General features: G+C 37.3%; 17 protein-coding genes. 15 read left to right on the plus strand and 2 right to left on the minus strand.

Annotated elements, in window-relative coordinates:
- The first annotated feature begins 7 nt into the window (after positions 1 to 7).
- From G611_RS13995 to G611_RS14005, 15 genes are all read left to right on the plus strand, one after another.
- Positions 8 to 1,096, plus strand: a complete 1,089-nt coding sequence (locus G611_RS13995) for a glycosyltransferase family 2 protein (protein WP_051195083.1) — start codon at positions 8 to 10, stop codon at positions 1,094 to 1,096.
- 14 nt (positions 1,097 to 1,110) lie between these two features.
- A complete protein-coding gene (locus G611_RS0105340) occupies positions 1,111 to 2,283 on the plus strand; it encodes a glycosyltransferase family 2 protein (RefSeq protein WP_028242749.1) in 1,173 nt (390 codons plus the stop codon).
- A 35-nt stretch (positions 2,284 to 2,318) separates the two neighbouring features.
- Positions 2,319 to 4,556, plus strand: coding sequence for a polysaccharide pyruvyl transferase family protein (locus tag G611_RS0105345; protein WP_081656976.1), 2,238 nt, complete (start codon positions 2,319 to 2,321; stop codon positions 4,554 to 4,556).
- 37 nt (positions 4,557 to 4,593) lie between these two features.
- Complete coding sequence (locus G611_RS0105350) at positions 4,594 to 5,616, plus strand: acyltransferase (RefSeq protein ID WP_028242751.1); 1,023 nt, start codon at positions 4,594 to 4,596, stop codon at positions 5,614 to 5,616.
- Positions 5,617 to 5,715: 99 nt separating this feature from the next.
- Entirely contained in the window at positions 5,716 to 6,828 is a 1,113-nt protein-coding gene (gene glf, locus G611_RS0105355) for a UDP-galactopyranose mutase (protein WP_028242752.1), read from the plus strand.
- 118 nt (positions 6,829 to 6,946) lie between these two features.
- On the plus strand, positions 6,947 to 7,294 hold the full coding sequence (locus tag G611_RS15210; RefSeq protein WP_051195084.1) for a hypothetical protein: 348 nt from the start codon (positions 6,947 to 6,949) through the stop codon (positions 7,292 to 7,294).
- Between the two features lie 46 nt (positions 7,295 to 7,340).
- Positions 7,341 to 9,461, plus strand: a complete 2,121-nt coding sequence (locus G611_RS0105365) for an HAD family hydrolase (protein WP_028242753.1) — start codon at positions 7,341 to 7,343, stop codon at positions 9,459 to 9,461.
- A 212-nt stretch (positions 9,462 to 9,673) separates the two neighbouring features.
- On the plus strand, positions 9,674 to 10,696 hold the full coding sequence (locus tag G611_RS0105370; RefSeq protein ID WP_028242754.1) for a hypothetical protein: 1,023 nt from the start codon (positions 9,674 to 9,676) through the stop codon (positions 10,694 to 10,696).
- A 485-nt stretch (positions 10,697 to 11,181) separates the two neighbouring features.
- Positions 11,182 to 12,384 (plus strand): acetyl-CoA C-acetyltransferase, encoded by a 1,203-nt coding sequence (locus tag G611_RS0105375; protein ID WP_028242755.1) that lies wholly within the window; start codon positions 11,182 to 11,184, stop codon positions 12,382 to 12,384.
- 220 nt (positions 12,385 to 12,604) lie between these two features.
- Positions 12,605 to 13,477: a 3-hydroxyacyl-CoA dehydrogenase family protein gene (locus G611_RS0105380; RefSeq protein ID WP_028242756.1), complete on the plus strand. Its 873-nt coding sequence runs from the start codon at positions 12,605 to 12,607 to the stop codon at positions 13,475 to 13,477.
- A gap of 24 nt (positions 13,478 to 13,501) precedes the next feature.
- On the plus strand, positions 13,502 to 14,671 hold the full coding sequence (locus tag G611_RS0105385) for an acyl-CoA dehydrogenase (protein WP_028242757.1): 1,170 nt from the start codon (positions 13,502 to 13,504) through the stop codon (positions 14,669 to 14,671).
- 30 nt (positions 14,672 to 14,701) lie between these two features.
- A complete protein-coding gene (locus G611_RS0105390; RefSeq protein ID WP_028242758.1) occupies positions 14,702 to 15,484 on the plus strand; it encodes an electron transfer flavoprotein subunit beta/FixA family protein in 783 nt (260 codons plus the stop codon).
- Positions 15,485 to 15,502: 18 nt separating this feature from the next.
- Positions 15,503 to 16,546 carry an electron transfer flavoprotein subunit alpha/FixB family protein gene (locus G611_RS0105395; RefSeq protein WP_028242759.1) on the plus strand — a complete coding sequence of 348 codons (1,044 nt, stop codon included), beginning with the start codon at positions 15,503 to 15,505 and terminating at the stop codon, positions 16,544 to 16,546.
- A 118-nt stretch (positions 16,547 to 16,664) separates the two neighbouring features.
- Entirely contained in the window at positions 16,665 to 18,029 is a 1,365-nt protein-coding gene (locus G611_RS0105400) for an MATE family efflux transporter (protein WP_028242760.1), read from the plus strand.
- 168 nt (positions 18,030 to 18,197) lie between these two features.
- Positions 18,198 to 19,952, plus strand: coding sequence for a glycoside hydrolase family 2 protein (locus tag G611_RS14005; RefSeq protein ID WP_051195085.1), 1,755 nt, complete (start codon positions 18,198 to 18,200; stop codon positions 19,950 to 19,952).
- Here G611_RS14005 and G611_RS0105410 read toward each other — a convergent pair.
- Both G611_RS0105410 and G611_RS0105415 read right to left on the minus strand, forming a co-directional pair.
- Positions 19,915 to 20,373, minus strand: coding sequence for a threonine/serine exporter family protein (locus G611_RS0105410; RefSeq protein ID WP_028242761.1), 459 nt, complete (start codon positions 20,371 to 20,373; stop codon positions 19,915 to 19,917). The genes G611_RS14005 and G611_RS0105410 overlap by 38 nt on opposite strands.
- On the minus strand, positions 20,373 to 21,143 hold the full coding sequence (locus G611_RS0105415; protein WP_028242762.1) for a threonine/serine ThrE exporter family protein: 771 nt from the start codon (positions 21,141 to 21,143) through the stop codon (positions 20,373 to 20,375). Before G611_RS0105415 ends, G611_RS0105410 begins: the two co-directional genes overlap by 1 nt.
- Between the last annotated feature and the right edge of the window lie 33 nt (positions 21,144 to 21,176).

Raw genomic sequence — 21,176 nt, forward strand, 5'->3', positions numbered from 1 at the left:
TATAGAAATGAATGAAAATGTAAAAATATCAATTGTAGTACCAGTATGTAATGTAGAGAGATACTTGGGAGAATGCTTAGATAGTATTTTAAATCAAACATTTAAGAATTTTGAGGCAATTTGTGTAAATGATGGATCTACAGATAATTCTTTAGATGTTCTTCGTAGTTATGAGAAAAAGGACAGTAGAATTAAAGTAATTACAAAACCAAATTCTGGCTATGGAAATACTATGAATGTTGGAATGGATGCAGCTCGTGGAGAATACATTTGTATTATCGAGTCAGATGATTATGTAGATGAACACATGTTAGAAAGACTGTTAGATACAGTTGAATTATATGATGCTGATATTGTTAAATCAGATCATTATATTTTCTCAACAAAAAATGGTAAAAATAAAAGTCAGTTCCAAGCTGTATGTCCACAGGAATATTACAATAGAGTGCTTAATGCATCAATATGTCCAGAAATTTTTACTTTTACTATGATGAATTGGACTGGTATTTATAGAACATCATTCCTCAGAAATAACAATATTAGACATAATGAGACTCCAGGAGCAAGTTTCCAGGATAACGGATTTTGGTTCCAGGCAATATCGATGGCAAAAAAGGTAGTATTTATTAATGAGGCATTTTATTACTACAGACAGGATAATCCTAATTCATCTATAAATAGTAAGAAGAAAGTATTCTGTATTTGTGATGAATATAAATTTATGAAAGAGATATTAAATAGTCATAAGGAATTTGGAGAGGAAATCCATAAACGTTTCTTCGAGAAAAAACTATTTAACTATTTGAATTCTTATAATAGAGTTTCTAACGAGTATAAGCTTGAGTTTCTTGAACATATTAGTAAAGAGTTTGAAGATGATTTAAAGGATCCTTTACTACGTATAGAATCTCTTGACCCATGGATTTTTGCTCAGGTAAACAGAATAATTGATTCACCAAAGTTATTTATGATTGAGGATTGTTCTGTGAAATATAGAGAAGAATATAATAAAGTTCATAGTCAGTTAATAGCTATAAGAAATTCTAAAGAGTTTGAACGTGGCTTGAAAGTAAAAGAATTATTACATGTTAAATAGTTAAGAGTATACAGATGGCTATAGATTTAATAAAAGAAAAGAAGGATAGTGAAATGAATAATATGCAAAATGATAAAGAAAAAAGTAGACCTGTAATTTCCGTTATTGTTCCAGTATATAACGCAGAGAAATATATAAAGAAATGTTTGGAAACACTCATTTGTCAAACATATGATAATTTAGAGATTATTTGTGTCGATGATGGATCTACAGACCATTCATTAGAGTTGCTAGAACTTTTTGCAAAGAAGGATTATAGAATAAAAATCTTTTCTCAGAAAAATGCAGGACCTGCAGCAGCAAGAAACTTAGCATTGAAGAAGGCGACTGGAGATTACATAAGCTTTGTAGATGCTGATGATTTTCTTGAGTACAATGCCTATGAAATATTAGTAAATAAGCTTGAACAAGATGATTCATGGGATTTGATTATTTTTGGCGGTAATGTAGTAGGTGAGGCAAATGATTATTTCACAAGTATTTTAACAACTTCATATTGTGAAAGAAGAAACAATAGACAGGATGTTATTTTTAAAGAAAAAGCAGCAAAGCCATTTTTATGGTTGCATTTAATAAAGAAGTCAATCTTAACAAATCCTACTCCTCTTTATTTTGATGAGTCAATGGATTTAGGAGAAGATCAAATATTCCAGTTCCAATATGTTCCAAGAGCGAAAAATATTTTAGTAATTGAGGATAAATTATATAACTACAGGATTTCAAAGAATGCTTCATTAATGCAGTTATATAATCATAGAAGAATTACTAAAACAAAAATGCATTTTGAAATAGTAAAAAAGGTAGTCGAAAACTGGAAAGAATCTGGCTTATATGATTCATATAAAGATGAATTGTGGACTTGGGCGGTTAGCTTAATATATTGGACAATAATTGATTTCCCTGCTGAGTTTAAAAAGAAGTATGCACAGCAATTTATAGATTTACTCGAAAATAAATATAATGAGGGAGCATATATTGTTCTTGAGTATGAAATCGATCATTATATGGAGATGAAAGAGTGGGTTTTAAATGATTATTCTGAAGAAAAGGCTATGCTAGGAGTTGCTTCTAAAATAGAGAGAGAAAAATATGAAATAGAAGAAACAATTAGATCTAAGGCTTTCAAAGCAGGTAGAATGTTAACTCCAGTTGATCAAAGATTGGATTTAGATGCATTTGGCGCATAATTACAGTAATAAAAAGGTTTATAGGTTAATAAAATATGAGTAATAAATCAGTTATAAATGTTGATAGGAGCAAATGTACTGGGTGTGGGGCCTGTGAAAATATCTGTCCTGTTGGAGCTATTACAATGGAATATGATAATGATGGTTTCTTATATCCAACAGTTGGTGAAAATTGTATAGATTGTGGTAAATGTATGTCATCATGCCAGGCTGTTACACCACTTCAATTTCATCCTGTACCAAAAAGCTATGCAGTAATGGCGGATGATGAAATCAGAAAGGTAAGTTCATCAGGTGGATTCTTTTCCATTATTGCTACATATGTTTTATCTCAAGGTGGAGTTGTATTTGGCGCTGTATATTCAGATGATTTTAAAAGCGTATACATTACAGAGGCAGAATCAATAGAACAATTGAATCCAATGCGAGGCTCGAAGTATGTATTCTGTGAGACAAAAGATTCATATAAGCGTGCAAAAAAAGCTTTGGATGCCGGACGTCTTGTTTTATATACGGGAACGCCATGTGAAATTGCTGGAATAAGATTGTTTCTAGGAAAAGAATACGAAAATTTATGGCTTGTAGATTTTATTTGTCATGCTGCTAATTCTGTAAAGGCATATAAATCATGGTTAAATGAATTCACAGATGGAAGAGCAATTAAGAGGCTTGATTTTAGAGATAAGAACTTTTTTGGATGGTCAACTCCAGCTGTTGCATATTTAGAGGATGGAACAGTCGTAAAACAAAACTATAATGATTGCTTTTGGTATAAAGGATTCTTGGAAGGTGTAATTAATAGGGATAACTGTTCAACATGCCAGTTCGCTCGAGCAGAAAGAGTATCGGATTTTACAATGGGTGATGCATGGCAAGTTGGAAGAATTAATACTAACTTAAATGATGGTATAGGTACTTCTTTAATACTTGTTAATTCTGAAAAAGCTAAGAAATTATATGATTTATTAAAGGACTCAATGAAACTTTCTGAAGAAATTCCATTAGAAGAAATAAGAAAGTATAATGGAAATTTAAATTGGCCACAGAAGCAAAGTCCAGCTCGTAAATTTTTCTTTTCACATCTTGATAAACACGGATATCACAAATCATTGTGGTATGGTCGTGGAATGAGATGGGATTTTGGTTTAGTTGGATGGTGGTTTGCATCAAATTATGGTAGTGCATTAACATACTACGCTTTGGCTAAAACTTTAGAGAACATGGGTAAAGCACCTATTTTTATCCCTATTCCTAAACTTGATAATTCTCCATGGGATTCAGGAACTAAAGTTGTAGAAGATTTTATAGGACGATATTTTAGAATAGCTAGAAAAAGAGATGTCGAACATATGAAAGAGTATAATCATTTCTGCGATGGATTTATACTTGGTTCAGATCAGATGTGGACAGAAAGTACAACTAAGTTGGTTGGCTATTCATTTTTCTTAGACTTTGTAGATTTGGATAAGAAAAAAATAGCATGTGCACCTTCGTTTGGAGCGGGTAGATATACTGGAGACATTACTATACGAAATACATCTAGAGATTATTTAAAACGATTCGATGCAGTTAGTGTTCGAGAAGAAAGCGGTGTTCAAATTTGCAAAGATATTTTTGGTATTGAAGCAAAGCAGATTATTGATCCTATTTTTTGGGCTGATATTGAGGAATTCGATAAATTGGCAGATTCTGTCAAGAACTACGATGTTCCTGACAAGTATATGTTATGTTACATTTTAGATCCAGATGATAAAAAACTTGAAGTAGCTAAACAAATAGCTAAAGAACGTAATCTTGAAGTAGTTACAATTCCAGGAATGAGAGAAGTAGATGCTGTGAGGGCAAATTGGAATCTTGGGCGTATTTTAGAAAAAGTTTCTATAGAGGAATTTGTTTATTTAATAAAGAATTGTCAATTCTTGTTTACTGATTCTCATCATGGTGTATGCATGGGAATAAAATATAATAAAAACTATATTGCTGTTGGTAATAAGTTAAGAGGAATTGATAGATTCTTTACTGTAGCTAATCTTTTGGGATTACAGGATCGTGTTATTACACTTGAGGCCGGTAAAAAAGTAGATGTTTCAGAGTTTATTGATATAGATTATGAATATACAAATAAACTGATGGAAGAGAATGTTGCAACTGGTATAAAATGGTTGTCAGATGCAATTCAAAAGAATACTACATGCTCAGAGGAAACAGTATATACGTTGCTCAGAAGAATTGAAATGCTAGAACAAAAGCTTCATGAAATAGAAAATAAATAAAAGTATAAATAGGATGGTTTCTAAGGTGAATTCTTATTTGAAGTATGTAGCTGACTTGATTTTAGAAAAAAGTCGTGGAAGAAAACTAGCATTGCGTTATAAGAATAGTAATTTTGAAAAGGCATTGTTTGAACAGACTGGATTAAAAGCTGGAATCTATGTTACTAGAAATCCTGATAGGGTTGATGAAATGACGTTTTTGGATGATTATTTGGAAGGAAAATCAAATGAGTATTATTTGGTGATCCTTCCGGAACAACCATTTAATGATTGGGATAATAATCGATATATAAAAATGGGGTATCATCCAGAAAAAGATTTTTTATGGACAGCACATAAGCCAATTGAATTAGGCAAAGCTGGAAATTATACCGATTATTTCGGAAATAATGTTGAATGTTTATCAGACGTAAAAATGTCCATTACAGGCGGTAATAATAAAATTTATATAGGTAAAAATGTAAAAATGGCGCCAAATTTTAGTCTGAAAATAGGAAATAATACAAGTATTTATATAGGCGACAATGTAGTATTTAAACCTCTAAGTTACAGGATGATGGACGATGTATCATTGAAAATCGGTTGTGGAACAAAGATAGAGGGAATGGTTATTTTTATTAACAACGAATCTATATTGAATATTGGTGAGAATAATACAATTGCTACGGGTAGAATACATACAGGTCGTAATCAAACGATAACAATTGGTGATGATTGTATGTTTTCTTGGAATGTTGTGATTCTTGGCGCTGATGGACATTTAATTTGGGATTTAAATGAAAAAAAGGCTTTGAATAATACTATAGAGCATACCGATTCGATAAATATTGAAAATCATGTTTGGCTAGGCGGAGAGTGTGCTATATTACCACATACTCACGTCGGTAAAGGATGTATTTTAGCATACAGAAGTATGATAAAAGGTGAATTTGAACCAAACTCATTAATTGTTGGTATGCCTGCAAGGGTATTAAAAACTGACGTTTCATGGACTAGGGAAAATGTTACTTACAATGATGAAGAGGACTTTAAGTATTTTGAAAAAATAGGTTTAGTATAAGAAATATGATTGGCATAAATAGTTTATTTAAGTTTTAAATAACATATAAAAATATTAAAGTGATTGCTAACAATATTTTGTATTAATAAGGAGAAAATTATGTACGATTATTTAGTAGTTGGCTCAGGCCTTTTTGGAGCAGTATTCGCTCGTCAAGCAACAGATGCTGGTAAGAAGGTGCTTGTTATCGACAAGAGACCTAACATTGCTGGTAATATATACACAGAAAAGATTGAGGGTATCCACGTACACAAATATGGTGCCCATATCTTCCATACAAACATGAAGCATGTATGGGATTATGTAACTAAGTTTGCAACATTCAATCGTTTTACTAACTCACCAGTTGCAAACTATAAAGGAGAGCTTTATTCACTTCCTTTTAACATGTATACCTTCAATAAGATGTGGGGCGTGGTTACTCCAGAAGAAGCTGCTGCTAAGATTGAAGAGCAGAAGAAAGAAGCTGGTATCACAGAGCCAAAGAACCTTGAAGAGCAGGCTATTTCTCTTGTAGGTACAGATATCTATGAAAAGCTTATCAAGGGATACACACAAAAGCAGTGGGGACGTCCTTGTACAGAGCTTCCTGCGTTCATCATCAAGAGACTTCCAGTACGCCTTACATTTGATAACAACTACTTCAATGCGTTATATCAGGGTATTCCTGTTGGTGGTTACACAAAGATGGTTGAGAAGATGCTTGATGGCATCGAGGTTCGTCTCAACACAGACTACCTCGAGAACAAAGCAGAGCTTGATGCACTTGCAGACAAGGTTGTTTACACAGGTCCAATCGATGCATATTTTGATTTCAAGCTTGGTACTCTCGAGTATCGTTCAGTTAGATTTGAAAATGAAACACTTGATAAGCCAAACTTCCAGGGAAATGCAGCTGTAAACTATACAGATGCTGAGACTCCATGGACACGTATTATCGAGCACAAGTGGTTCGAGTTTGGTAAGGATGATGAAGGAAACGACATTCCTAAGACTATTATCAGCCGTGAGTACAGTTCAGAGTGGAAGCCTGGTGACGAGCCATACTACCCTGTTAACGACGAAAAGAATGGAAAACTCTATGAGCAGTACAAGGAGTTAGCTGCAAAAGAAGATAAAGTTCTATTCGGCGGCCGTTTGGGTGAGTACAAGTATTACGATATGGATGCTGTAATTGATTCAGCATTGAAGTTTGCAGAGAAAGAACTATAAGAATGAATAACTGCAATATTAATGAAAGATTATTGCAAAGCTTTTAGCTTCTTATTTTTTATGAAGTCTCACTTTTTTTAGGTGCTGGAGAATTTCTGCGAGGCTTAGAGAACTGTTTATGTTACTTAGCAAACGAAATAATGGCATAGAACTTATAGAGACTATTTCAAATGATGCTGCATTTTTAAAAATAGACAGAGAAACAGCAGAAATTATGGGCGAGTTTACTGACATTCGTTTGACAAAGAAGGACAAGGAGGGCCAGTATAATATGTGTAAAGCAGTTGAGGAAATAAAAGCAAAAAGCATAGCAGAAGGCATAGTTAAAGGCGAAACAAAAGGCACTCTTGATACATTGATTTCATTAGTTAGAGATGGATTACTTGATATTGAAGAGGCAGCCAAAAGAGCAAATATGCAATTAAAAGATTTTGAAGAAAAAGTTAATTCTAACGACAATAATTAATTAATATCTCCCACCAATAGGTGGGAGATATTTTAAAGGGAAAATAATGAGATTATTAATATACAATATTTTGGTTAATAAGCATGCTGGTATAAGAAAAAGATATCATGCCCTGCATGATAACACTACAGGTATAGTGAGAGCCTTATCTTGGTTTTATCTTCTTTGGTTAAATTTTGCATACTATGTGTTGTTCCTGCATTTTTTAGGTAAAGACGATAAAAGCAAGTTGTATGAGTCCAAGAATGTCGAATATAAATCATCTGAAATGGAGCATTTCAAAAAAGAGTTTCCTGATGTTTCAGTTGATACATTTGTGGATAAACTTTCCAAATACGATGTAGTTTCTTTTGATATATTTGATACGCTAATTTTTAGACCATTCTCTGAACCAGGTGATTTATTCTTCCTAATTGGATGCAAATTAAACTATTTGGATTTTAGGAATTTAAGGGCGCGTGCCGAATATGAGGCCAGACTAATTCGAGCTGAAGGTCTTAAAAAACAAAAGAAAAAGATTGATTACGAAATCGATATTAACGACATATGGAATCGTATGCAAGACATTACAGGCCTTGATGCATCTAAAGGAATAGAAATCGAAGAAGAATTGGAATACCAATTTTGCTATGCTAATCCATTTATGAAGGAAGTATTTACACGTCTTCAAAAAATAGGAAAGCGAATCATTATTACTTCTGATATGTATCTTACAAAGGATTTTCTTGTAAAGATGCTTGAGAAAAATGGATACAAGGATTACGAGAATATTTTTATATCTAATGAATATCATAAGAGTAAAAGCGATGGCTTGCTTTATGATGTTGTAAAGAAGAAAATGGGTGAAGATTGTTCATATATACATGTTGGCGACAACACTCACAGTGATATTAAAATGGCTAAAAAGCATGGTTTTAATACACTTTACTATCCTAACGTAAACAGAAATACACTGCTTTACAGAACCTATGATATGTCTCCAATCATTGGCGGTACATATAGAGGTGTTGTGAATAACAGAATCTATTCAGGTATAGATTCAAAATCTACATCTATGGAATATGAGTATGGATATATTTATGGCGGTTTATTTGCGCTAGGTTACTGCCAACACATACATGAGTATGCGAAATTTCATAACATAGATAAGCTCCTTTTCTTGTCACGTGATGGTGATACACTTAAGCAAGTATACGAAATCATGTATCCTGATGAAGCAAATTCTGGCAAAACAGAATATGCTTATTGGTCTAGAAAAGCAGCTACAATTCTTACATTTGAGTTAGATAAGAATGATTATTTCAGAAGATTTTTATATCATAAGGTTAATCAGAACTATAAGATTTCAGAGATACTTTCATCAATGGAATTAAGTTCAATTTCTGATAAAGTTGAAGGCTATTCAGTAGCAGGTAAGAAAGTAGTTTTAATTGGTGATGAAGGTAAAAAAATAAAGCTTCACCGTGAGGATGAACTTACTACTAAAAACGTTGAAATCTTACGAATCTTTATCGAAGAAAATGCGTCTAGAATAGCTTCTTTATATCAGGATAGAGATAAGGCTGCTAGGCAGTATTATAAAAAGATGCTAGCAGGAGCAAATAAGGCTCTTCTTGTAGATATAGGTTGGGCAGGTAGTGGAGCCATAGCAATTCGCAGATTATGTCAGGAAAAATGGAATATTCCTTGTGAGATAATAGGAATGATTGCTGGTACAAATACAGTACATAATGCTGAACCATATCAGACAGAAACATTTTTACAAACTGGCATCATGAATGCATACTTGTATTCGCAGAGTTTTAATCGTGATTTATTGAAAAAACATGATCCGGCAAAGGACTATAATGTATTTTGGGAGCTGATTTTGGGCTCTCCAACAAGACAGTTTAAGGGCTTTAAAACTTTAGACAATGGCTCTGTAGGGTATGACTTTGGAAACTATGATGATAACCTTGAAGGAATACGAGAAACTCAAAGAGGTATCATAGAATTCTGTCAGGATTATATAAGTATGTTTGGCTCACCTGTAGATGGCAATTATAAATATCTTTATAACATCAGCGGTAGAGATGCATACGCACCAATACTTGCAGCAGCTGGTAACAAAGAAAGATATCTCAAAGCTATAAGAGACCGATTCAAATTAGAACCTAATGTAGTGTAGTATATACCACATGTCGCTTATGACATGTGGTTTTTTTTATCCAAAATCCGCAACAATCAATTTTTTGAAATTTTTGTTAAATCTTTATTAACAGACAGTTAAACTTTTGTATAACCTCTGTGAAAACGCTTATTTTAGTTTTTACTAATGATACTCTTTATATAAGGGGATTTGTAATACCACCCCTCCCGATTTAAAAGGAGGACCTGGTAATGCGTAAGGGGTTATTTAACAAGAAAAATCTTTTTATATTTCTAGTGGTATTTGTCGTTGTAGTTTCAGTGACAGGTATTGTTACTGTGGACAAATACCAGTATGAGTATATATACGATAAATTATTTCCAAAAGAAGAGGAATCACCAATTTATGAAGAAGAGGTTCCTCTTGCTGGTGAGCAGGTTTATAAATATTGTCCAACATGTATTGATGGTGCTGTATTCTATTGTTCCAATGAGGCAACACCTGGTAAAGTTATGGATGGCATTTGTTGCAATGGGCAAAGAGTTCTTGCTACAACAAAAGGTGATTGGGATTCAGTGCAGGTTTGCGATCCATCTATTATATCTGGTGATTTTAGTTTTAATGGAAGTGCATACACATATTTAATGGCATATTTAGGCTGCGCTACATACGATTGCACCGCAAATGAAATAGGTTTTGCGGTATCCAATGATTTGGTAAATTGGGTGAAAACTGGAAGAGTTATATGGGCCACCAGAGATGGCTTCTGGGGTGTAGGTCAACCATCATTGCTCAATTACAATGGGAACATTTTTCTATTTTACACCAGTGGCTCAGCATCACAAACGACAACATATGTTGAACAGCTTGATTGCTCAGATTTGAATAATGTCGTTCACTTGGGAAAGAAACAAATTACTTGTAGATATGATTTCATTAGTAATGCTGATTTTGCCTATTTAGATGGAATGATTTATATGACCTGCGATACACACCCATTTCCAGATGGACCACTGAATTTTATCTCAGCTGTCCAATCTGTATACAGTGCCGTTTGGGATGGTAGTCTAGAATCAATGGATAGGCTAAATTGGCAGATGATAGCAAGAGTTGGTGCTGAAACAACGGGGCATGAAAGAAATCATAATGGCTGTTTTGCAAGAGATGGTAGTGGACGATTATTGTACAGAATATTATTTGTAAGTACAGCAGATCCAATAGGAAGTTGGAGTGATAATCTATATACATATAGATTTACAACAGTTGGATTCTAAAGGTTTAGTATTGAAATATTTATGTAGCTACGTCTGTATCGCTGGTAAAGCGATACAGACGTAGTCTTTTTATAATAATACCTATAGGAGATTAAACTCGATATAGGGAAATTGCGAATTTTATGCAAATTGTCACATTAAAAGACACAATTAGGAAACTGTCCTAGATAGAAGCGGTTTCCATTATAACGAAAAATCAAGGTTTTTTGATAATTTTTTAACGAGCGGAGTTAGAGAATTGAATGATTATCCTCACAATATTCAGAAAAAACATCTTAACAGTAGGGCTATGACAAAAAATTGCAATTGAATTTCAGATATAAGTGTGTTAAAATTTTCACATCGGTGGGCGATTGAGGTCTTTTTTTTTGACAAGGTTCGTTAAAAAATTAACAGTTTAACAACCTTCAATTTGTAGAAAATGTACAAAGAGAAAGAAAATCAAATCGACCCAATAATCTATTTAATCAAAGGAGAAAGAAAACATGGGAAAAAAAGTAGTTATTGCTAGCGCATGTAGAACAGCCATTGGTACAATGGGCGGTTCACTTAGCACAATTCCAGCACCAGAGCTTGGTGCAATCGTTATCAAGGAAGCAGTTAAGAGAGCTGGTATCAAGCCAGAGGACGTTGAGCACGTATACATGGGATGCGTTATCCAGGCTGGATTAGGACAGAACGTTGCACGTCAGGCAGCTATCAAGGCTGGTCTTCCAAATGAGACAACAGCAGTTACTACAAACGTTGTTTGCGGTTCTGGTCTTAACTGTGTAAACCAGGCAGCTCAGATGATCATGTGTGGTGATGCTGATGTAGTTGTTGCTGGTGGTATGGAGAACATGTCACTTGCACCATTCGCACTTCCAAATGGTCGTTATGGTTACAGAATGACTTGGCCATCAAACAGCCAGGGCGCATTAGTAGATACAATGGTTAAGGATGCTCTTTGGGATGCATACAACGATTACCATATGATTAAGACAGCTGATAACGTAGCTGAGCAGTGGAAGCTTACAAGAGAAGAACTTGATGAGTTCGCAGTTAACTCTCAGAACAAGGCTTGCAAGGCTATCGAAGCTGGCGCATTCAAGGACGAAATCGTTCCTGTAGAAATCAAGAAGAAGAAAGAAACAGTTATCTTTGATACAGATGAAGGCCCAAGACCTGGTACAACAATGGAAGGTCTTGCTAAGCTTAAGGCTCTTTATCCAAACGGAGTTGTTACAGCTGGTAACGCTTCAGGTATCAACGATGGTGCAGCTGCACTTGTTGTTATGTCTGAGGAGAAGGCTAAGGAACTTGGTGTTAAGCCACTCGCTACATTCGTAGCTGGTGCACTTGGCGGATGTGCTCCTGAAATCATGGGTGTTGGTCCAGTTCCTGCAACAAAGAAGGCTCTTGCTAAGGCTGGTCTTACAATCGAAGATCTTGACGTTTACGAAGCAAACGAAGCATTCGCTGCTCAGTCAGTAGCAGTTGGTAAGGAGCTTGGCTTCGACCTTAACAAGCTTAATCCAAACGGTGGTGCTATCGCACTTGGTCACCCAGTTGGAGCTTCAGGTGCTCGTATCCTTGTAACATTAATTTACGATATGATTCACAACCCAGAGTACAAGAAGGGTCTTGCTACTCTTTGCATCGGTGGCGGTATGGGTTGCGCAACAATCATCGAGAAGTACGAAGGCTAATCGTTCGTTAAGACGATAAGCATACGTTTTAGAGTTTAATTATTCTATAAATTATAAATATTAAGTGAGTGACAATTTCTCAGTCTAGGCAAGCGCGAGCAGGAGGGCCCCATACCGAGTGAGGAGCTACTGCACCGGAGCGAAAGTATGGGAGATGGCCTGCGGGAGCATGTAAGAATAGAGGAATTGTCACGGACTAAATTATTCAGGAGGAATAAAAATGAAAGTAGGCGTAATTGGCGCTGGTACTATGGGCCAGGGTATTGCAAAGGCTTTTGCAATGGTAGACGGTTATGAAGTAGCACTCTGCGATATTAAGCAGGAGTGGGCAGAAGGTGGAAAGGACAAGATTGCTAAGGGTTATGCAAGACTTGTTGAAAAAGGCAAGATGGAGCAGGCTACAGTAGATGCTATCCTTGCTAAGATTACACCAGGTCTTAAGGAAGACCTTTGTGCAGATTGCGACCTCATCGTTGAGGCAGCTTTCGAGAACATGGAAGTTAAGAAGACAACATTTGCAGAGCTTGACAAGATTGCAAAGGCTGACTGCATCTTTGCTTCTAACACATCATCTCTTTCAATCACAGAGATTGGTAACGGACTTACACGTCCAATGATCGGTATGCACTTCTTCAACCCAGCTGACAGAATGAAGCTTGTTGAAGTTATCGCAGGTGTTAACACACCAGTTGAGACTGTAGAGAAGATTAAGAAGATTGCTGAGGAAATCGGTAAGACTCCTGTACAGGTTAACGAGGCTGCTGGTTTCGTAGTAAACCGTATCCTTATCCCAATGATTAACGAAGCTGCTTTCATCAAGATGGAAGGTGTTTCTGATATCGCTGGTATCGATGCTGCTATGAAGCTTGGTGCTAACCACCCAATGGGACCACTTGAGCTTGGTGATTTCATCGGTCTTGATATCTGCCTTGCAATCATGGACGTTCTTTACAACGAAACAGGCGACAGCAAGTATCGTGCTTGCCCACTTCTTCGTAAGATGGTACGTGGTGGTAACCTTGGTGTTAAGTCTGGTAAGGGATTCTACGTATACAACGCAGATCGTACTAAGACAGCAGTAGATGCTCAGTAATAAAAATAAAAGGAGATTCAGATCATGGATTTTACATTAGATAAAAAGCATGAGATGGCTAGACAGTTATTCAGAGATTTCGCTCAGAATGAAGTAAAGCCAGTTGCTCAGGAAATTGATGAGACAGAAGTTTTCCCACGTGAGAACGTTGAGAAGATGATGAAGTACGGCTTCATGGGTATTCCAGTACCAAAGGAGTACGGCGGACAGGGATGTGATGTTCTTACATACATCTTGTGCGTAGAGGAGCTTTCAAAGGTTTGCGGTACAACAGGTGTTATCGTTTCAGCACATACATCACTTTGCTGCGATCCTATTCTTACATATGGTACAGAAGAGCAGAAGCAGAAGTACTTAGTTCCACTTGCAAGTGGTAAGAAGCTTGGTGCATTCGCTCTTACAGAGCCAGGTGCTGGTACAGACGCTCAGGGCGCTCAGTGTAAGGCTGTTGAGGATGGAGATTCTTGGGTACTTAACGGTTCTAAGTGCTTCATCACAAATGGTAAGGAAGCTGACGTCTACATCGTTATCGCAGTTACAGATATCGTTGAAGATGCTAAGGGACGTAAGTCTAAGAAGTTCTCTGCATTCATCGTAGAGAAGGATACTCCTGGATTTACATTCGGTACAAAGGAGAAGAAGATGGGTATCCGTGCTTCTTCTACATACGAGCTTATCTTCCAGGATTGCCGTATTCCAAAGGAGAATCTCCTTGGTACAAGAGGTAAGGGCTTTGGTATCGCTATGCACACACTTGATGGTGGACGTATTGGTATCGCTGCTCAGGCTCTTGGTATTGGCGAAGGCTCAATCGACGCGACAATTGATTTTGTAAAGGAAAGAAAGCAGTTTGGTCGTCCAATCGCTGCATTCCAGAACACATCATTCCAGCTTGCTGATATGAAGGCTAGAATGGATGCTGCTAAGTACTTAGTTTACAAGGCTGCTTGCACAAAGGATCAGTATGCTGTTGATCACAAGACAAGCTACTCTGTAGAGGCTGCTGAGGCTAAGCTTTTCGCTGCTGAGGCTGCTATGGCAGTTACAACAAAGGCTGTTCAGCTTCACGGTGGTTACGGTTATACAAGAGAGTATGACGTAGAGCGTATGATGCGTGATGCAAAGATTACAGAGATTTATGAGGGAACATCTGAGGTTCAGAGAATGGTTATCTCTGGCTCAATGCTCAAGTAAGATTAGGATCATATAAAGGAGATTAAATACATGAATATCGTAGTATGTATTAAACAGGTTCCTGATACAAAGGGCGGCGTAAAGTTTAACCCAGATGGAACTCTTGATAGAGCAAGCATGCTTGCTATTATGAACCCTGATGACAAGGCAGGTCTTGAGGCTGCTCTTCGTCTTAAGGATGAAACAGGCGCAAAGGTTACAGTTGTAACAATGGGTCTTCCAAAGGCTGATGATATGCTTCGCGAAGCTCTTGCAATGGGAGCTGATGAGGCAGTTCTTATCACAGATAGACGTCTTGGTGGTGCTGATACTTGGGCAACATCTTCAACAATCGCTGCAGGCCTTAAGAAGCTTGATTATGACCTTATCATCACAGGTCGTCAGGCTATCGATGGTGATACAGCACAGGTTGGTCCACAGATCGCTGAGCACCTTGGTCTTCCAGTTATCTCATACGCTGAGAAGATTCAGGTTGAAGGAAACAACGTTATCGTACAGCGTCAGTACGAGGATAGATATCACGAGATTAAGGCTCAGATGCCTTGTCTTGTAACAGCTCTTGCAGAGCTTAACGAGCCACGTTATATGACTCCAGGCGGAATTTTCGATGCATTTGATAAGGAAGTAACAGTTTGGGGTAGAGATGATCTTACAGATCTTGATGATGCTAACATCGGTCTTGCTGGTTCTCCAACAAAGATTGCTAAGGCATCTGATAAGGTTCGTAAGGGAGCAGGCGAGAAGGTTGCTCTTGACCCTAAGGAGTCAGTTGATTATATCGTTGGCAAGCTTAAAGAAAAGCATGTAATTTAATAAGAGGAGGCAAACATAATGTCATTAGAAGAATACAAGGGCGTAGCTATATTCGCTCAGCAGGTTGATAATAAACTTAGCTCAATTGCCTTCGAACTTATCGGTAAGGCACATGAGCTTGCAGCAGATTTAGGAACAGAGGTAACAGCAGTAGTACTTGGTTCAGGTATCGCTAACCTTGCAGATGAGCTTGGTGAGTACGGTGCAGACAAGGTAGTTGTTATTGATAACAAGGAGCTTGAGACATATCGTACAGAGCCTTATGCACAGGCACTTGCTGCATACATTAATGAATACAAGCCAGAGATTATGCTCGTTGGTGCAACAGCTATCGGTCGTGATCTTGGTCCTACAGTTTCAGCTAGAGTAGCAACAGGTCTTACAGCTGACTGTACATCACTTGAGATTGGTGATTTTCCACTTCAGCCACGCGAGGGTCAGGAGCAGAAGCATAATCAGCTTCTTATGACTCGTCCAGCATTCGGTGGTAACACAATCGCTACAATCGCATGCCCAGACAACCGTCCACAGATGGCTACAGTTCGTCCAGGTGTTATGCAAAAGCTTGAGAAGGTTGCTGGCCGTAAGGCAGAAGTTATCAACTTCAACCCAGAAATCAAGCCTAACAACAGATTCGTTGAGATCCTTAACGTTGTAAAGAACGTTACTTCAACAGTAGATATCATGGATGCTAAGATCCTTGTATCTGGTGGTCGTGGAGTTGGTTCTGCAGAGAACTTCAAGCTTCTTGATGACCTCGCTGAGGTACTTGGTGGTACAGTATCTTGCTCACGTGCAGTTGTAGATGCTGGTTGGAAGCCAAAGGATCTTCAGGTAGGTCAGACAGGTAAGACTGTTCGTCCTAATGTATATTTCGCAATCGGTATCTCTGGTGCTATCCAGCATACAGCAGGTATGGAAGAGTCTGACATCATCATTGCTATTAACAAGGATGAGACAGCTCCTATCTTTGACGTAGCTGACTACGGTATCGTTGGAGATCTTAACAAGATCCTTCCAGCTCTTACAGAAGCTCTTAAGGCTGAGTTAGCTGCAAAATAATTCAAGGACTACATTTAATCTTTTAAGATTAGATTTTTCCTATAATTTCTTTCTTTAATTTTATTAAAGGCGAGTCTTCGGACTCGCCTTTAGCTATATAAAGTGATACAATCAATCTATGAATTCAAGTAAGAAAATCGATATGACCCATGGCCCACTTTTGGGCAAATTAATAATCTTTACCATTCCAATTATTTTATCAGGTGTCTTGCAGCTTTTGTTTAATGCAGCTGATGTAATTGTTGTGGGGCGTTTTGCTGGCGAGGCTTCCCTTGCAGCGGTTGGTTCCACTAATTCACTTATAAATCTCATGACCAATTTATTCATAGGTATGTCTGTAGGTGCCAATGTGTGCGCAGCTCAGTTTTACGGTGCAGGCCAGGAAAAGGATGTTAAGAAAACTGTGCATACAAGTGTGGCTTTTTCTATTATCTGTGGATTTGTTCTTATATTTATAGGTCTGTTTTTGGCTAAACCTATTTTGGAAATAATGGGTTCGCCAGAGGATGTTATTGGTCTTGCTACATTGTACGTGCGTTTATATTTTCTGGCTATGCCAGCAATAATGCTTTACAACTTTTTGGCTGCCATTCTTAGGGCTGCCGGTGATACAACACATCCCCTTATATTTTTGACAGTTGCAGGTGTTGTTAATGTTATCCTTAACTTAATCCTTGTTATTGTATTCAATCTGGGTGTTGCAGGTGTTGCTATTGCTACCGTTACATCTAACTATATTTCCTGCGGCATGCTGATAGTATTCTTTACAAGGCAGGAGGATGCGCTAAAGCTTAATTTTAGCAAGATTAAAATAGATAGAAAGATATTAAATCGTATTATAAGAATTGGACTTCCAGCAGGAATCCAAGGAACAGTGTTCTCACTATCAAACGTAGTTATTCAATCAGCAATTAATTCTTTCGGTACAGCTGTTATTGCAGGCTCATCTGCAGCATCAAGCATCGAAGGATTTGTATATGTATCCATGAATTCCGTATCTCAGACCTGCGTCACATTCGTAGGCCAGAACTATGGAGCGGGAGATGAAAAGAGAGTAAGAAAGGTAATATTTGAGTGCCTTGGGATTGTTACCGTTGTAGGATTAGTTCTTGGAAATCTTGCATATATATTCTCAGCACCATTACTTGGAATATACACAGATAGTGCCGATGCTATCGCAGCAGGAACACTTCGTCTGTTTTGGGTATGCTGCCCATATTTCCTATGTGGAATAATGGATTCATTAACAGGTGGTTTACGTGGATTAGGTAAATCTACAGTTCCAATGATTGTATCATTGATAGGAGCCTGTGCCACAAGACTTATCTGGATTGCCACATACTTCCAGATTAATCGCACTCAAAACGTATTATTCTTCTCTTACCCAGGAAGCTGGCTCCTAACCCTAACCGCCCACACCATCTGCCTGACATACGTATACCGTAGTTGGGTCAAACGTAAATCGTCTGAAGTACGTATATAAGAAATATATGAATTTTTAGATGAGGCTGTAGTTAACAATAATAAATATTACTCAAGGAGCAATCCCGCGACGGAGTAATATTTATTATTGTGAACGTAACAGCCGGACTACCGGCTAGCCATGTAACAGCCGGACCAGAGTTATGAAAATACTGAGGAGGGGACCAAAATGTATTGGAAGGAAATGCTAGGAGCAATTGCTAAGCCTGATAAGAATGCCACACGCTACGAGCTTAGCACAGACTATAAGTATGAGGGACTGCAGGAATATCCACGCCCTCAATTACAGCGCAAATCTTATATAAATATTAATGGTAAGTGGAACTACCGCATCATCAGCGGCAAAGGCGAGGTGGTTTCCCACGGTTTAATCGAAGTCCCATTTTCTCCGGAAACCGCTTTGTCTGGAACAGACAGGCACACACTTCTTCCAGAAGAAACCCTTGAATATACAAAACATTTTGTTATCGACAAGGTAAGAAAGACAAAGCATCTGATTTTGCATTTCGGTGCTGTTGATCAGGTGGCTTACGTGTCGGTAAATGGAATAAACATTGGAATTCATGAAGGAGGATTTACATCCTTTTCTTTTGATATATCAGATTATGTAGTAGAAGGTGAAAACGAGCTAAAGGTAAGAGTTAGGGATTACACTGACAGGATTGGCTATGCCAGAGGAAAACAGTCTTTGGACCCTTGTGGAATGTGGTATAGTGCTCAAAGTGGTATCTGGCAGACAGTATGGATGGAGTGGGTGCCTCAGGTTTATGTTTCAAACCTTACCATGATTCCAAACATAGATGAGAACAATGTAAAAATAGAGCTAAAGGTGTCTGAGTTAAAAGGGCATGTGAATATATCATCCTCTAATCAGGATTTAATAAAAGACTTTACCGTTGATAAAATCAAGGATGACAAGATTTATGTGACATTAAACCTGAAGGATTACAAGCTTTGGAGTCCAGAGGAGCCTAATCTGTATTTTATTAATATTGAATATGGTAAGGATGTCTTTTCTACTTATTTTGCTATGAGAAAGTTTGGCGTAGGCAAGGATGAGGAAGGAATCCCAAGGCTTACATTAAATAATAAGCCATATTTCATGAACGGGGTGTTAGACCAGGGATATTATCCAGAAAGCTTAATGACACCACCTTCAGATGCCGCAATGATAAATGATATTGAAAGTATCAAGGGGCTTGGCTTTAATATGATTAGAAAGCATTGCAAAATAGAGCCTATGAGATGGTACTTCCATTGCGACAGAATCGGCATGATTGTTTGGCAGGACATTGTAAATGGCGGAACCAAGTACGATATGAACATGATTTGCAATATCCCAACTGTGGTCAGACCTTTCGGAAATACCAGGGATAAGAACCGTTTGTTCCTTAGATTTACAGGCAGAAACACTGCCAAATCAAAGGAAGTATGGTTTACAGAATGCGAAGAAACAATAAAGCAGCTTAGAAACGTTCCATGCATTGGACAGTGGTGTCTGTTTAACGAAGGCTGGGGACAGTTTGATGCTAAATCATGCTTAGAATTTGCCAAGAGATTTGATGAATCACGTCCTTTTGATGCTGCAAGCGGCTGGTTCCATGAGGGCTGCGGTGATGTCTTCTCTGAGCATGTTTATTTTGAAGATTTAAAGGTTAAGATAACAGATAAGCCTTATGTCATTTCAGAATTTGGTGGATTTTCTCTTAAAGTAGGTAATCATGTAAAACGAGATGCGGTGTATGGCTACAAGAAATATGAACACGCCAAGGATATGCAGGATGCCTACGAGAAAATTATGGAAAAAATAAAGTCCCTCCAAAAAGAGGGACTAAGCGGGGCTGTTTATACACAGGCCACCGATATAGAAGACGAATTAAATGGTCTTATGACTTACGATAGGAAGGTGCAAAAAATGTATTAAACCAGCTTTGTGGGAATGCCATACCAAGGATGATTCCCATTACAATCGCACCGGCTGTCTTAAGTGTTGATAAGCCATAGGTAGCAAATTCTGCAACGTTATTTGTAATTAAATAATAAGAAGTGTAATAAATTCCGGCACCAGGTACTAGTGGGAAGATTCCTGCGATAATGTAAATGGTGACGGGATTTTTGCGTTTAGCAGCAAGTATTCTTGAAAAAGTAGTAAGTAAGAATGAACCTACCACGTTACCAAGAGTTGGAGCTGATAAAACTGCTGAGATAAGTATGTAAAATATCCAGCCGATAGCCCCTGACAAACCACAATAAATAAGCTCTGATTTAGGAGCACTAAAAACTATGGCAAAACAAAGTGTTGCTACCATAGCAACAATAAACTGAACAATGTAATCTAAAACCATTATATGATTATACCTCCGATTTGAACTATTGAAATAACAATACCTATTCCCACCGCTATGCAAAAGGCTGTAAGCAATGCATCGATAACTCGGATGGAACCTGACAGATAATCGCCATTAATGAAATCTCTAATACCATTTGTAATAGGGATTCCAGGTACCAAAGGCATAATACTTCCTATTATAATTTTATCAAAATGAACTGGAAGCCCACTGATGTAGAAGAGTACTGCTACGATAGCAATTACCATACTTCCAAGCACATTTGTTATTGTTTTGGAATGAGTAGTTCTCGATTCAAAATCCAAGAATAATTTAAGAACTGCTCCTACCACTATGGCGCACAGCGCATCTAATATAGATCCGCCAAACATATACGAGAAGCCGCCGCAGCCAATTGCTGTTGCGATTACTAATACAGGTAAGCTGTATGATGGAATCTTTTTACATTCTTCTAATTCTTTCCATGCATCATCTAATTCTATTTCTTTAGCACAAAATCTTCTGCATAAAGAATTAAGAGCTGCGATTCTTGATAAGTGCATTGGATACATCGGCACATGTCTTATCATCGAACTGCCATGTTCTGTTACTTCTTCGGCACTGGCGAAAATACCGTTACTTAAAACATAAACATCACAGTCTGTGATATCGTATGCATTAAGAATGGCAAGAACGCTATCCTCTACTCTATATACTTCCGCTCCGTTTCGAAGTAAGATGTCTCCTAATTCAACTGCGAAGGATAAGATTTTTTTTGTATTGCTCATAACATTCCTCGTTTAAAAAATACTTCCTTTTGA

The organism is Pseudobutyrivibrio ruminis AD2017, assembly GCF_000424305.1.
Taxonomy (GTDB): Bacteria; Bacillota; Clostridia; order Lachnospirales; family Lachnospiraceae; genus Pseudobutyrivibrio; species Pseudobutyrivibrio ruminis_B.

Coding starts and splice junctions, on each gene's coding strand:
- G611_RS13995 (WP_051195083.1), top strand. CDS start 8: ATGAATGAAAATGTAAAAATATCAATTGTAGTACCAGTATGTAATGTA.
- G611_RS0105340 (WP_028242749.1), top strand. CDS start 1,111: ATGGCTATAGATTTAATAAAAGAAAAGAAGGATAGTGAAATGAATAAT.
- G611_RS0105345 (WP_081656976.1), top strand. CDS start 2,319: ATGAGTAATAAATCAGTTATAAATGTTGATAGGAGCAAATGTACTGGG.
- glf (WP_028242752.1), top strand. CDS start 5,716: ATGTACGATTATTTAGTAGTTGGCTCAGGCCTTTTTGGAGCAGTATTC.
- G611_RS15210 (WP_051195084.1), top strand. CDS start 6,947: ATGTTACTTAGCAAACGAAATAATGGCATAGAACTTATAGAGACTATT.
- G611_RS0105365 (WP_028242753.1), top strand. CDS start 7,341: ATGAGATTATTAATATACAATATTTTGGTTAATAAGCATGCTGGTATA.
- G611_RS0105370 (WP_028242754.1), top strand. CDS start 9,674: ATGCGTAAGGGGTTATTTAACAAGAAAAATCTTTTTATATTTCTAGTG.
- G611_RS0105375 (WP_028242755.1), top strand. CDS start 11,182: ATGGGAAAAAAAGTAGTTATTGCTAGCGCATGTAGAACAGCCATTGGT.
- G611_RS0105380 (WP_028242756.1), top strand. CDS start 12,605: ATGAAAGTAGGCGTAATTGGCGCTGGTACTATGGGCCAGGGTATTGCA.
- G611_RS0105385 (WP_028242757.1), top strand. CDS start 13,502: ATGGATTTTACATTAGATAAAAAGCATGAGATGGCTAGACAGTTATTC.
- G611_RS0105390 (WP_028242758.1), top strand. CDS start 14,702: ATGAATATCGTAGTATGTATTAAACAGGTTCCTGATACAAAGGGCGGC.
- G611_RS0105395 (WP_028242759.1), top strand. CDS start 15,503: ATGTCATTAGAAGAATACAAGGGCGTAGCTATATTCGCTCAGCAGGTT.
- G611_RS0105400 (WP_028242760.1), top strand. CDS start 16,665: ATGAATTCAAGTAAGAAAATCGATATGACCCATGGCCCACTTTTGGGC.
- G611_RS14005 (WP_051195085.1), top strand. CDS start 18,198: ATGTATTGGAAGGAAATGCTAGGAGCAATTGCTAAGCCTGATAAGAAT.
- G611_RS0105410 (WP_028242761.1), bottom strand. CDS start 20,373: ATGGTTTTAGATTACATTGTTCAGTTTATTGTTGCTATGGTAGCAACA.
- G611_RS0105415 (WP_028242762.1), bottom strand. CDS start 21,143: ATGAGCAATACAAAAAAAATCTTATCCTTCGCAGTTGAATTAGGAGAC.